The following is a 12,264-nucleotide window of genomic DNA, read 5'->3' on the forward strand; positions in this document are numbered from 1 at the left end:
GGGTGGTTATTTAACCGTCTGACTAAAGGCATCCAGCGCCAGCAGTGCGTTTGCAATATCTTCCGGTGAAAGGTTTGGATTAAGGTTTTTCAGCGTGTCGCCCTCACTGTTCGCCAGTGCACCCACTTTGACCAGATTCTCCCAGCTCTCATTTTCCAGATGCAGCTCCCGGAGCGTGGTCGGCATGTTGATCGAGCGATAGAAGCGGATATAGCGCGCAATGTCCTCATCCGGACGATTCTCAAGCACCATCTGCGTCAGTGTGCCGTAGGCGACTTTCTCGCCATGGGTCAGATGGTGGATATCACCATCAATCGCGGTGAACCCATTATGAATAGCGTGCGCAGCTGCCAGCCCTCCGTTTTCAAAACCCAGCCCTGATAGCAGCGTATTCGCCTCAACCACCGCTTCCACGGCGGGCGTCACTCGTTTTTGGGTGACGGCAACATAGGCGCTGTAACCCCAGGTAAGCAGCGTTTCTTCACAGGCACGGGCAATCGCCAGTCCGGCAATTGTCGGATCACCATTGACCATCGATTTTGAATGCGAACGCGCCACCGCCTGCGCTTCAACCCAGGTCGCCAGTCCATCGGCAATGCCGGAGGCAAAGAGTCGTGCTGGTGCACTGGCGCAGACTGCGGTGTCCACCAGCACCAAATCAGGATTTTTGCTGTAGAAGCGATAGCTCTCAAATACGCCGCTGTCAGAATAGATGACCGACAGCGCGCTACAGGGGGCATCAGTGGAGGCGATAGTAGGCACGATGGCTACCGGCTGCTTCAGCTCATCCGCCACCGCTTTAACCGTATCCAGCGTTTTGCCGCCGCCCAGCCCGACAACCACGTTACAGCCCTGACTTTTCGCCAGCTGGCTCAGACGGGTGATCTCATTGCTCGACGCCTCGCCGTTGAACGGGTGCCAGTTGAAGGTAACGCCCGCCTTTTGCAGCGCCTGTTGGGCGCGTTCGCCGATCAATTTCCAGACGACATCATCCGCGACCAGGAAAGCGTTATCACCCAGTTCGGCCACGTAGGGGCCCAGCTCATCCAGCACGCCCGCGCCCTGCACATATTTACGGGGTGAAGAGAAGATAAATTTACTCATAATCACAGCTCCTTAATATGAAGTTAAACCGCCCTTAGCCTGGCACACGCTGACGAACAGGGAGAGTGTCCAGGGTGAGATAATTCGACGGGCCTGTTACGCTGGCAGGACACCCATACGCTGCTGACCGTCTGTTACCTCCAGGGAGAACCCCATGACCACCACGCTGTTTTCATTTCTGTTTGCCATCACCATACTGACGCTGACGCCGGGCTTTGATACCGCGCTGGTGCTGCGCTCTGCAGTCGCTCAGGGCGCAAAGCGCGCCAGCGTGACGGCACTGGGTATCACGCTCGGCTGTCTGGTCTGGGGTGTTGCGGTGGGATTCGGTTTAGGCGCGCTGCTGCTGGCCTCCGAAATGGCCTATAACCTGCTTAAGTGGCTGGGTGCCGCCTGGTTACTTTATCTGGGGCTGAAATTGTTGCTGAAACCCCGCCAGGCAGCAATCGACTCGCAACAACCGGCGCTGCAACAGGGCTATCTTGCCTGTTTCAGCCGCGGGCTGCTTGGCAATCTGCTAAACCCCAAAGTGGGGATCTTCTATGTGAGTTTTTTGCCACAGTTTATCCCGGCGGGGGCGTCGGTGGCGCTCTGGTGTAGTCTGATGGCGCTGACACACATGCTGCTGGGACTGATCTGGAATGCGGTACTGATTGGCGGCAGCCACTATTTCGCCGGTCATTTGCGCAAACCGCGGGTGCTGAAGGTGATGGATCGTCTGACCGGCTGCGTATTTATAGGATTTGCGGCGAAACTGGCATTGTCTCGCCGCTAGGGTATTACGGTTTGGTGGCGACCAGCACGGCGCGCAGAGGAGCCGGATATCCCTCGACCGTTTTGCTGGGGTCATCGGGATCGAGGAATTCAGCCAGAGACTCGCTGGTCATCCAGTCAGTACGGCGTTGCTCTTCAGTGGTAGTGAGGGCGAAATCGACAATCCGGACATCGACAAAGCCGCTTTTTTCCAGCCAGCTTTTCAGCGCTTCAGCTGAGGGAATGAAGAAGACATTGCGCATCTGCGCATATCGCTCACCGGGCACCAGCACCTGATTCACATCGCCCTCAATCACCAGCGTCTCCAGCACCAGTTCACCACCGCTGACCAGCTGATTCTTAAGCTGTAACAGGTGATCGAGCGGCGAACGGCGGTGATAGAGCACGCCCATCGAGAACACGGTATCGAACGCCTGCAACACCGGTAACTGCTCAATGCCCAGCGGCAGCATATGCGCCCGGCGATCGTCGTTCAGCAGCTTACGCACCGCTTCGAACTGCACCAGGAACAGCTGCATTGGATCGATGCCGACCACCAGATGGGCACCCGCGCCAATCATCCGCCACATGTGATAGCCACTGCCGCAGCCCACATCGAGCACTGTGCGGCCGGCCAGCGGAGAGATGTGCGGTAGCACGCGCTCCCACTTCCAGTCAGATCGCCATTCGGTGTTGATGTGGGTGCCATAAAGGAAATAGGGCCCCTTACGCCACGGCATCAGGTTGCGCAGTAATTTCTCAATACCCTGACGATGGCGATCGCTGATGTCATCGCGGTCGGCAGTAACGCTGTGCAACAGGTCAAGTTTTTGAGGCTCCAGCAGCGGCAGATACTCCAGCGACTTGTACCAGTCGCGGAAGTGCCCATGCAGGTTTTCACGCTGCCACTCGCTGATTTGCGCCGGTAACACTTCCAGCCACTTCGCCAGCGGTCCCACCGCAATTTGCTGATAAAAACGGCCAAAGTCGATCATTTCAACGCCACCAGAGATCCAAAATTAAAGCACTGGAACCAGAGTTCGGCGTGCGAGAAACCGGCCTGTTTCAGACGGGCTTTATGAGCTTCAACGCTGTCAGTCAGCATCACATTTTCCAGCATGCTGCGTTTCTGGCTGATTTCCAGTTCGCTGTAGCCGTTGGCGCGCTTGAAGTCGTGATGCATGTTAAACAGCAGCTCACCGACTTCGGCATCTTCAAAACTGAACTTCTCTGACAGTACCAGCGCACCGCCCGGTTTCAGTCCCTGCCAGATCTTTTCCAGCAGCGCCAGACGCGCGGGCGGTTCCAGAAACTGCAGCGTAAAGTTGAGTACCACCAGAGAGGCGTTCTCAATCTCAATGTCGCGGATATCCGCTTCCAGCACCGTTACCGGTGTGTCCGCGCGAAACGCATCAAGATGGCGACGACAGCGCTCCACCATCGCCGGGGAGTTATCCACTGCGATGATCTGGCAACCCGGCACCTGAATATTGCGGCGCACCGACAGGGTGGCCGCGCCCAGCGAGCAGCCCAGGTCATAAACCTTGCTGTCCGGGGTAACAAAACGTTCTGCCAGCATGCCAATCATCGAAATGATGTTGGAGTAGCCCGGCACCGAGCGCTGAATCATGTCAGGAAAGACTTCAGCTACACGCTCGTCAAAAGTCCAGTCGCCCAGTTTTGCAATGGGCGCTGAGAAGAGTTGATCGCGGTCAGACATATCGAAAATCCGAAGAGACGACGGAAAGGGCGCTATTCTCGCAGAAAGTGGGGCGGGCTGCACCCCTTAACCCAGGCCAGCTTAATGCAGCGTCAGCACCTGTTCCCACGGCATATAGATCAGGTTAAAAATCACCATGCCGCACAGGGAAAACAGCGTCAGCAGCATGCCATATTTGCGTCCTGCCATTGCGCTGCTGCGCAAACCCCAGGCGTGCAGCAGGCGACTGATAAAGAACAGCAGACCCGTGAGATGCACCATCCAGATATCGGCACCGTTCATCTCCATCATTACCAGCAGAAACAGCGCCAGCGGAATGGTTTCGATGGCGTTGCCGTGAATGCGAATCGCCATTTTCAGGTCGTGGTAGCCGCCATCACCATACGCCACGCGATAGAAACGGCGATAGCGGACCACGTCCAGCGTGAATTTCATCACCAGTAATGCACCCATCACCACATATAACGCGCTAACCATTGCCACCCCTGCGACTGTCCATAATGCTTCTATTCTAACGGGCGTGCAGCCCGCTGTCCTGGGCAGGAATCAAAACAGTGACGTCTGCTGCGGCCAGTCCGGTCCGCTACCTATGCCGGGATCGATCTGTTGCAGCTGCGGCCAGAGTGCCTGCACCAGCGGAAAGACCTGGCCCATATCGGGCGTGTGCAGAAACAGCATGGCGTCGCCCTGTAGCTGCCATTCTGTCAGCTTGTCACGCCAGATTTGAAACAGCGGCACGCTCTCTTCCACGTTATCGCTGCCGATAAACCGCACCATCGGCTGTGAGCCGGTTCGCAGCGCATGAGGCGGCACCCGGGGTTTTTGCGCGCGGGCCACCAGCGCGGCCGGACTTTGCGAGGTAGAGGCGTGAACCGGACGGCTGTCGAGCATCACGCGATTGATGCCGCGCGCCAGCAGGCCGCGATTCAGCGCCCGTTCGGCATCCCCTTTAGCGAAGAAAGCGGGATGGCGGACTTCGACGCCGTAGTGAAAACGGCGCGGCAGACTGTCGAGAAAGCGCCACAGGTCGTCGAGCTGCGTCGGAGAGAAGCTGGCAGGCAGTTGCAGCCAGTACTGACCGATGCGATCGGCCAGCGGCTCCATCAGGCGCAGGAAATCGGTCAGCAGGTCGTCGCTGTGCTGCAGCGCCGCCTGATGGCTGATGGTATTGGGAAACTTAAAGCAGAAGAGAAACGCATCGTGCGTCATATCGCGCCAGCGCATCACCGTTTCCGGATTCGGCAGCGCATAGAGCGTGGTATTTCCCTCTACACAATGGAAATAGCGGGCATAGTCCGCCAGGCTTTCGATGCCCCAGCGTTTCCAGTGTGAATGCTGCCACTGGGGCAGGCCAATACGAAGTGTCACGCGCGCTCCTGGCTGCAGATTAAGATACCCCATTATCCGCTATGGTCAGGCTGGGGGGCAAATGCACACAGGAAATCGGCGCTTTGGCGCGGATCTGCTTATCCTGTCTGGCTTTTTCCATTATAATGACCGCCATTTTTGCGACAGCATCGCAACAGGTAACGCGGCCGGATGCTGTCAGATGCAGCGGCGAAGTTAAAAGGATAGTGTTATGCGTACAGAATATTGTGGACAGCTCAATCTGTCTCATGTGGGTCAGCAAGTCACGCTTTGCGGCTGGGTAAACCGCCGTCGCGATCTGGGCAGTTTGATTTTTATCGATATGCGCGACCGTGAAGGCATCGTGCAGGTGTTTTTTGATCCCGATCGCCAGGACGCATTTAAGCTGGCTTCTGAACTGCGTAACGAATTCTGTATCCAGATCACCGGTACCGTACGTGCGCGTGATGAGAAGAACAAAAACAGCGACATGGCGACCGGTGAAGTGGAAGTGTTTGCCCAAGCACTGACCATTATTAACCGCTCTGAGCCACTGCCGCTGGACTCGAATCAGACCAACAGCGAAGAAGCGCGCCTGAAGTACCGCTATCTGGATCTGCGCCGCCCTGAGATGGTGACGCGTCTGAAAACCCGCGCAAAAATCACCAGCTTCGTTCGTCGCTTTATGGATGACGCAGGTTTCCTGGATATCGAAACCCCGATGCTGACCAAAGCGACGCCGGAAGGCGCGCGTGACTATCTGGTGCCAAGCCGGGTACATAAAGGCAAATTCTATGCGCTGCCGCAGTCACCTCAGCTGTTCAAACAGCTGCTGATGATGTCCGGTTTTGACCGCTACTATCAGATCGTTAAATGCTTCCGCGACGAAGATTTACGCGCCGATCGTCAGCCAGAATTTACCCAGATCGACGTGGAAACCTCCTTTATGACCGCGCCACAGGTGCGTGAAATCATGGAGCGTTTAATCCGCAATCTGTGGCAGGACGTGCAGGGCGTTGATCTCGGTGAGTTCCCGCAAATGACCTTTGCGGAAGCAATGCATCGCTACGGTTCAGATAAACCGGATCTGCGTAACCCGATGGAGCTGGTGGACGTCGGCGACCTGCTGAAAAACGTGGAGTTCCAGGTCTTCTCTGGCCCGGCTAATGATGAAAAGGGCCGTGTTGCCGCGCTGCGCGTACCGACCGGCGCACAGCTGAGCCGTAAGCAGATTGATGAATATGGCAAGTTCGTGGAGATTTACGGCGCCAAAGGTCTGGCGTGGATGAAGGTTAACGTCCGTGCTGACGGCCTGGAAGGCGTGCAGAGCCCGGTTGCCAAATTCCTGAATGCAGAGATCGTGGAAGGCATTCTGAGCCGCACCGGCGCTCAGGATGGCGACATTATCTTCTTTGGTGCCGATCGCGCCAAAGTGGTCGCGGATGCACTGGGTGCGCTGCGTCTGAAAGTGGGCCGCGAGCTGAACATCACTGATGAGAAAGCCTGGGCACCGCTGTGGGTAATCGACTTCCCGATGTTCGAAGAGGACGAAGAGGGCGGTCTGGCTGCGATGCACCATCCGTTCACGGCGCCAAAAGAGATGAGCGCAGAAGAGCTGGCCGCCGATCCAACCCGTGCCGTGGCGAATGCCTACGACATGGTGATCAACGGTTATGAAGTAGGCGGTGGTTCAGTGCGTATCCACAACGGCAAAATGCAGCAGACGGTGTTCAGCATTCTGGGTATCGAAGAGCATGAGCAGCGTGAGAAGTTTGGTTTCCTGCTGGATGCGCTGAAGTTCGGTACGCCACCGCATGCGGGCCTGGCCTTTGGTCTGGATCGTCTGACCATGCTGCTGACCGGCACCGATAACATTCGTGACGTCATTGCGTTCCCGAAAACCACGGCGGCCGCCTGCATGATGACCGAAGCGCCAAGCGAAGCTAATCCGGCTTCCCTGCTGGAGCTCGGTATTCAGGTCGTTAAAAAAGAAAAGCCTGAGAATAAATAATGGGCTATAAACACCCGGTTTCAGTGCTGGTCGTCATTTCGGCGCGCGATACTGGCCGGGTGTTGATGCTGCAGCGGCGTGACGATCCCACGTTCTGGCAGTCGGTCACCGGCAGCCTGGAGGCGGGAGAGTCACCGCTGGCGACCGCGTGTCGTGAAGTGAATGAGGAAATCGGCATCGACGTGCTGGCCGAGCGGCTGGAGGTGGAGGATTGTCAGCGTCAGATCGACTTTGAAATCTTTCCCCATTTCCGCCATCGCTACGCCCCTGATGTCACCCATAATCACGAGCACTGGTTTCGCCTGCAACTGCCGACGGAGCGCGATGTGATGCTCACCGAGCATCTGGCGTTTCGCTGGCTGGCACCCGCTGACGCTGCAGCATTAACCCGATCATGGAGTAACCGCCAGGCAATTGAAGAATTTATCTGAATGCTCGCCATCGCCCGGTATTCCGGCGGCGGATAGATTAAATTTTATGAATCTGGTGAGTTTTAACAGGACTTCACCAACATATTGAACAGTCAGGCGTAATCGGCACCGTGAGGTTGTTCACCGCCCGCGCGACGTCGTCAGCGTACGGTTGTACGTGAGGATGCTTCGCGACGCTCGCCCTCGGGGCATTCAGGTTGTCAGTCACCTGTATGCGTACGGACGGTAAACAGGCTCGCAAGCAGGATAGCCTGCACCCTGTAAAAGATCGGAGAAAATTTAAAATGGCAGGACACAGTAAGTGGGCAAACACCAAACACCGTAAAGCGGCGCAGGATGCCAAGCGCGGCAAAATCTTCACCAAAATCATTCGTGAGCTGGTGACGGCGGCCAAGCTGGGCGGCGGCGATCCGGGCTCAAACCCGCGTCTGCGTGCAGCAATGGATAAAGCGCTGGCGAACAATATGACGCGTGACACCATGGATCGCGCTATCGCGCGTGGTGTGGGCGGCGATGACAATGCCAACATGGAAACCATCATCTATGAAGGCTACGGTCCTGGCGGCTCGGCCATCATGATTGAATGCCTGAGTGACAACCGTAACCGTACCGTGGGCGAAGTGCGTCACGCCTTCACCAAAACCGGCGGGAATCTCGGCACCGACGGCTCCGTGGCTTACCTGTTCAACAAAAAAGGCGTGATCTCTTATGCGCCGGGTCAGGATGAAGATGCGGTGATGGAAGCGGCTCTGGAAGCGGGCGCAGAAGATGTGGTCAGCTATGACGACGGCGCGATTGATGTCTTCACCGCATGGGAAGAGATGGGTACGGTGCGTGATGCACTGGAAGCACTCGGCCTGAAAGCGGACACTGCAGAAGTGGCCATGATTCCGACCACCAAAGCCGAAATGGATGCGGAAACCGCACCTAAACTGCTGCGTCTGATCGACATGCTGGAAGATTGCGACGATGTGCAGGAGGTCTATCACAACGGTGAAATCTCCGACGAGGTAGCGGAAACGCTGTAATGGCGTCTACCGTAATCACTTTAACCAAAGAGGCGTAATGTCGATTATCCTGGGTATTGATCCCGGCTCACGCATCACCGGTTATGGTGTTATTCGTCAGACTGGCCGCCAGCTCACTTATCTGGGCAGCGGCTGTATCCGCACTAATACCACCGAGTTGCCCGCCCGACTGAAGCTGATTTATGCGGGCGTCTGTGAAATCATTACGCAGTTTTCACCCGACTTCTTCGCCATTGAACAGGTGTTCATGGCGAAGAATGCAGACTCCGCACTGAAGCTGGGCCAGGCGCGCGGTGCCGCGATTGTTGCCGCAGTAAACCACGATCTGCCGGTGTTTGAGTATGCCGCCCGTCAGGTAAAACAGACCGTGGTTGGCATCGGCAGCGCCGAGAAAAGTCAGGTGCAGCACATGGTGCGAACCCTGCTGAAGCTGCCGGCGAACCCGCAGGCGGATGCCGCCGATGCGCTGGCGATTGCCATTACGCACTGTCATGTGGCTCAGAATGCAGCTCGCATGAGTGACAGCAAGCTGGTGCTGACGCGCGGACGGTTACGCTCAGGTTAGCCGTCATCGCTCAGGTCTCACTCTCAGGCTGGATATTCATCCAGCCTTTTTTATGTTATAAAATCCGCCACATTCGTTAGTTAAGGAAGCGTTCAGGTGATAGGTCGTTTACGGGGCAATATTCTGGAAAAGCAGCCGCCACTGGTGCTGCTTGAGGCACACGGCGTCGGCTATGAAATTTATATGCCCATGACCTGTTTTTATGAGTTGCCTGAACTTCAGCACGAAGCGGTGATTTTTACCCACTTCGTGGTGCGTGAAGATGCGCAGCTGCTGTTTGGTTTTAACAGCAAGCAGGAGCGCGCGCTGTTTCGCGAACTGATTAAAGTGAATGGCGTCGGACCCAAGCTGGCGCTGGCGATCCTCTCCGGCATGTCGGCGCAGCAGTTTGTGACCGCTGTTGAGAAAGAGGAGATCGCGTCACTGGTGAAACTGCCAGGCGTGGGCAAAAAGACCGCTGAGCGTCTGGTGGTCGAAATGAAGGACCGCTTCAAAGGAATGCACGGCGACCTGTTTGGCGGCGATTCTGCCTTTACGCTGACCACGCCGAGCGCCGAGCCGGAAACCAATGATGCGGAATCCGAAGCGGTTGCAGCGCTGGTATCACTGGGTTATAAACCGCAGGAAGCGAGCCGTATGATCAGTAAAGTCGGTCGACCGGATGCGGATTGCGAAACCCTGATCCGCGAAGCGCTACGCGCCGCCATTTGAGGTAAGTCATGATAGAAGCCGACCGCCTGATCTCCGCTGCCAGTATCAGCGAAGAAGAGGTTATTGACCGCGCTATTCGCCCGAAGATGCTGACCGAGTATGTCGGTCAGCCGCAGGTGCGTGAGCAGATGGAGATTTTCATCAAGGCAGCGCAACTGCGCGGCGATGCGCTCGATCATCTGCTGATCTTCGGTCCGCCGGGACTGGGTAAAACTACCCTGGCGAACATCGTGGCCAACGAGATGGGCGTTAATCTTCGCACTACTTCAGGTCCGGTGCTGGAAAAGGCGGGCGACCTGGCGGCGATGCTGACCAACCTTGAACCGCATGACGTCCTGTTTATCGATGAAATCCATCGCCTCTCACCGGTGGTGGAAGAGATACTCTACCCGGCGATGGAAGATTATCAGCTGGATATCATGATTGGCGAAGGCCCGGCTGCGCGCTCAATCAAGCTCGATCTGCCGCCGTTTACCCTGATTGGCGCCACTACGCGTGCTGGCTCGCTGACCTCGCCGCTGCGCGATCGTTTTGGCATTGTGCAGCGGCTTGAGTTCTACCAGGTTAAAGATTTGCAGCACATCGTGGGCCGCAGCGCCGCCTGTCTGGGTCTGGCGCTGAGTGACGAAGGGGCGTTAGAGATCGCCCGTCGCGCCCGCGGCACACCGCGTATCGCCAACCGCCTGCTGCGCCGCGTTCGTGACTTCGCCGAAGTGCGGGCTAACGGTGATCTGAGCGGTGAAGTCTCCTGCAGCGCGCTGGATATGCTTAACGTAGATAGCGAAGGGTTCGATTATATGGACCGTAAACTGCTGCTGGCGATCATCGACAAATTTATGGGTGGGCCGGTGGGACTGGATAACCTGGCTGCGGCCATTGGTGAAGAGCGCGAAACCATCGAAGATGTGATTGAACCCTTCCTGATTCAGCAGGGCTTCATTCAGCGCACACCGCGTGGCCGGATGGCCACGCAGCACGCTTATCGTCACTTCGGCATCACGCGCGAAGAGTAACTAGACTGCTGGTTTCCGGACCATACTGAAAATAAACAGGATGGCGGCGCAGAGCACCACTGACGGCCCGGCAGGCGTGTCGTAGAAGGCGGAGAAGGTCAGGCCGCCGGTGACGGCAATCACCCCGATGACTACGGCGACGGCCGCCATGCCTTCCGGTGAACGCACAAAGCGACGAGCGGTCGCAGCGGGGATAATCAGCAGTGAGGTGATAATCAGCGCACCCACGAACTTCATTGCCACTCCGATAGTCAGTGCCGTGACCAGCATCAGGATCAGACGGGTACGCTGGATATTGACGCCGTCCACCTGGGCCAGTTCCGGGCTGATGGTCATCGACAGCAGCGACCGCCACTGCCACGCCATCACCAGCAGCACGATCACCACGCCGCCACCCATCATCCAGAGATCGTCTGGCGTCACCGCCAGCAGATCGCCAAACAGATAAGCCATCAGATCGACGCGAACGTTCTTCATCAGGCTGACCACCACCAGGCCCAGCGACAGCGCGCTGTGCGCCATAATCCCCAGCAGGGTATCGATAGCCAGATGTGGACGACGCTCCAGCCAGACCAGTCCCAGCGCCAGGCAGACCGTGACCAGAATCACCGCGTAGTAAGGATTCACGTTAAACAGCAGGCCAAATGCCACGCCAAGCAGAGAGGCATGCGCCAGGGTATCGCCGAAATAGGACATCTTGCGCCAGACAACAAACGATCCCAGCGGACCGGCAGCCAGCGCTAACATCACACCGCCTATCCAGCCCGGTAATAACAACTCAATCATGATGGACCCTGTCCTTTGCGTAAAACGATACGTCCCTGAAGGTCGTGACGGTGATTATGATGATGACGATAAATCGCCAGCTCCTCCGCGCCGCGCGGACCAAACATGGCGATAAATTCCGGATGCTGCGATACCGCTTCCGGGGTGCCGGAACAACAGATGTGATGGTTAAGGCACAGCACTTCGTCGGTTTTGGCCATCACCAGATGCAGATCGTGGGAGACCATGAGTACGCCGCAGTTCAGTTCAACACGTAACTGATTGATAAGGTCATAGAGTGACACCTGACCATTCACATCCACACCCTGAGTAGGCTCATCGAGTACCAGCAATTGAGGCTGATTCAGCAGAGCGCGCGCCAGCAGCACACGCTGGGTTTCACCACCGGAAAGCTTTTGCAGCGGGGCGTTGAGCAGGTGACCCGCCTGCACGCGTTTCAGTGCCGGCAGGATCTCGGCGTTTTTGCTGCCACGGGTCAGACGCATAAAGCGTTCAACGGTCACCGGCAGGGTCGGGTCGATGTGCAGCTTCTGTGGCACATAGCCAATTCGCAGGCCGGGATCACGCTGAACGCTACCGGTGGTGGGAGCGAGCAGTCCCAGCACCACACGCACCAGCGTTGATTTTCCGGCACCGTTAGGACCCAGCAGGGTGAGGATGCGGCCAGGCTGCAGTGCCAGGCTGACACCGGATAACACATTGCGCTGGTTAAACTTTATCGAAACATTATCGAGTGTGACAAGTGAGGTCATAGTATTTACAGGTTGCACAGAATTTCGAATGTTATAATATCAC

14 protein-coding genes are annotated in these 12,264 nt (G+C 56.8%); 7 read left to right on the top strand and 7 right to left on the bottom strand.

The features are described 5' to 3' along the window. Positions 1-6: 6 nt before the first annotated feature. Complete coding sequence (locus ACX8ZY_RS08700; RefSeq protein WP_421665361.1) at positions 7-1,104, bottom strand: glycerol dehydrogenase; 1,098 nt, start codon at positions 1,102-1,104, stop codon at positions 7-9. A gap of 154 nt (positions 1,105-1,258) precedes the next feature. Between ACX8ZY_RS08700 and ACX8ZY_RS08705 the strand changes: the two genes are divergently transcribed. Further along, positions 1,259-1,879 (top strand): LysE family translocator, encoded by a 621-nt coding sequence (locus ACX8ZY_RS08705; RefSeq protein ID WP_045139888.1) that lies wholly within the window; start codon positions 1,259-1,261, stop codon positions 1,877-1,879. A gap of 4 nt (positions 1,880-1,883) precedes the next feature. On the opposite strand, the gene cmoB is transcribed toward ACX8ZY_RS08705, so the two are convergent. The 4 genes from cmoB to ACX8ZY_RS08725 form a co-directional block, all read right to left on the bottom strand. Beyond that, entirely contained in the window at positions 1,884-2,852 is a 969-nt protein-coding gene (gene cmoB / locus ACX8ZY_RS08710) for a tRNA 5-methoxyuridine(34)/uridine 5-oxyacetic acid(34) synthase CmoB (protein ID WP_010258611.1), read from the bottom strand. Then, positions 2,849-3,577, bottom strand: coding sequence for a carboxy-S-adenosyl-L-methionine synthase CmoA (cmoA, locus tag ACX8ZY_RS08715; RefSeq protein ID WP_010258614.1), 729 nt, complete (start codon positions 3,575-3,577; stop codon positions 2,849-2,851). The genes cmoB and cmoA overlap by 4 nt, the downstream gene beginning before the upstream one ends. A gap of 81 nt (positions 3,578-3,658) precedes the next feature. Then, positions 3,659-4,054 carry an MAPEG family protein gene (locus ACX8ZY_RS08720; protein WP_158131627.1) on the bottom strand — a complete coding sequence of 132 codons (396 nt, stop codon included), beginning with the start codon at positions 4,052-4,054 and terminating at the stop codon, positions 3,659-3,661. Positions 4,055-4,123: 69 nt separating this feature from the next. Further along, complete coding sequence (locus ACX8ZY_RS08725; protein WP_421665362.1) at positions 4,124-4,945, bottom strand: DUF72 domain-containing protein; 822 nt, start codon at positions 4,943-4,945, stop codon at positions 4,124-4,126. A gap of 211 nt (positions 4,946-5,156) precedes the next feature. Here ACX8ZY_RS08725 and aspS point away from each other — a divergent pair, with 211 nt between their 5' ends. The 6 genes from aspS (at position 5,157) to ruvB (ending at position 10,683) form a co-directional block, all read left to right on the top strand. Further along, entirely contained in the window at positions 5,157-6,935 is a 1,779-nt protein-coding gene (aspS, locus tag ACX8ZY_RS08730) for an aspartate--tRNA ligase (RefSeq protein WP_010670804.1), read from the top strand. Next, entirely contained in the window at positions 6,935-7,366 is a 432-nt protein-coding gene (nudB, locus tag ACX8ZY_RS08735; protein ID WP_010258628.1) for a dihydroneopterin triphosphate diphosphatase, read from the top strand. Before aspS ends, nudB begins: the two co-directional genes overlap by 1 nt. Positions 7,367-7,650: 284 nt before the next feature. Then, on the top strand, positions 7,651-8,394 hold the full coding sequence (locus ACX8ZY_RS08740) for a YebC/PmpR family DNA-binding transcriptional regulator (RefSeq protein ID WP_010258633.1): 744 nt from the start codon (positions 7,651-7,653) through the stop codon (positions 8,392-8,394). A gap of 37 nt (positions 8,395-8,431) precedes the next feature. Continuing rightward, positions 8,432-8,959, top strand: coding sequence for a crossover junction endodeoxyribonuclease RuvC (gene ruvC, locus ACX8ZY_RS08745; protein ID WP_003849205.1), 528 nt, complete (start codon positions 8,432-8,434; stop codon positions 8,957-8,959). A 96-nt stretch (positions 8,960-9,055) separates the two neighbouring features. After that, the gene (ruvA, locus tag ACX8ZY_RS08750; RefSeq protein WP_003849207.1) at positions 9,056-9,670 is read left to right on the top strand and encodes a Holliday junction branch migration protein RuvA; all 615 of its coding nucleotides are present in this window, start codon (positions 9,056-9,058) and stop codon (positions 9,668-9,670) included. 8 nt (positions 9,671-9,678) lie between these two features. Then, positions 9,679-10,683, top strand: a complete 1,005-nt coding sequence (gene ruvB, locus ACX8ZY_RS08755) for a Holliday junction branch migration DNA helicase RuvB (protein WP_010258640.1) — start codon at positions 9,679-9,681, stop codon at positions 10,681-10,683. Here ruvB and znuB read toward each other — a convergent pair whose 3' ends face one another. Both znuB and znuC read right to left on the bottom strand, forming a co-directional pair. After that, positions 10,684-11,469 (bottom strand): zinc ABC transporter permease subunit ZnuB, encoded by a 786-nt coding sequence (gene znuB, locus ACX8ZY_RS08760; RefSeq protein WP_010258643.1) that lies wholly within the window; start codon positions 11,467-11,469, stop codon positions 10,684-10,686. It lies immediately after the preceding gene. Further along, a complete protein-coding gene (gene znuC, locus ACX8ZY_RS08765; protein WP_010258646.1) occupies positions 11,466-12,221 on the bottom strand; it encodes a zinc ABC transporter ATP-binding protein ZnuC in 756 nt (251 codons plus the stop codon). The genes znuB and znuC overlap by 4 nt, the downstream gene beginning before the upstream one ends. Positions 12,222-12,264 lie beyond the last annotated feature (43 nt).

The sequence above is a fragment of the Pantoea sp. XAF26B01_ASV70 genome, from assembly GCF_054512635.1.

Excerpts from the sequence above, each read along its gene's own strand:
- ACX8ZY_RS08700 (WP_421665361.1), bottom strand. The coding sequence starts at position 1,104 with ATGAGTAAATTTATCTTCTCTTCACCCCGTAAATATGTGCAGGGCGCG.
- ACX8ZY_RS08705 (WP_045139888.1), top strand. The coding sequence starts at position 1,259 with ATGACCACCACGCTGTTTTCATTTCTGTTTGCCATCACCATACTGACG.
- cmoB (WP_010258611.1), bottom strand. The coding sequence starts at position 2,852 with ATGATCGACTTTGGCCGTTTTTATCAGCAAATTGCGGTGGGACCGCTG.
- cmoA (WP_010258614.1), bottom strand. The coding sequence starts at position 3,577 with ATGTCTGACCGCGATCAACTCTTCTCAGCGCCCATTGCAAAACTGGGC.
- ACX8ZY_RS08720 (WP_158131627.1), bottom strand. The coding sequence starts at position 4,054 with ATGGTTAGCGCGTTATATGTGGTGATGGGTGCATTACTGGTGATGAAA.
- aspS (WP_010670804.1), top strand. The coding sequence starts at position 5,157 with ATGCGTACAGAATATTGTGGACAGCTCAATCTGTCTCATGTGGGTCAG.
- nudB (WP_010258628.1), top strand. The coding sequence starts at position 6,935 with ATGGGCTATAAACACCCGGTTTCAGTGCTGGTCGTCATTTCGGCGCGC.
- ACX8ZY_RS08740 (WP_010258633.1), top strand. The coding sequence starts at position 7,651 with ATGGCAGGACACAGTAAGTGGGCAAACACCAAACACCGTAAAGCGGCG.
- ruvC (WP_003849205.1), top strand. The coding sequence starts at position 8,432 with ATGTCGATTATCCTGGGTATTGATCCCGGCTCACGCATCACCGGTTAT.
- ruvB (WP_010258640.1), top strand. The coding sequence starts at position 9,679 with ATGATAGAAGCCGACCGCCTGATCTCCGCTGCCAGTATCAGCGAAGAA.
- znuB (WP_010258643.1), bottom strand. The coding sequence starts at position 11,469 with ATGATTGAGTTGTTATTACCGGGCTGGATAGGCGGTGTGATGTTAGCG.
- znuC (WP_010258646.1), bottom strand. The coding sequence starts at position 12,221 with ATGACCTCACTTGTCACACTCGATAATGTTTCGATAAAGTTTAACCAG.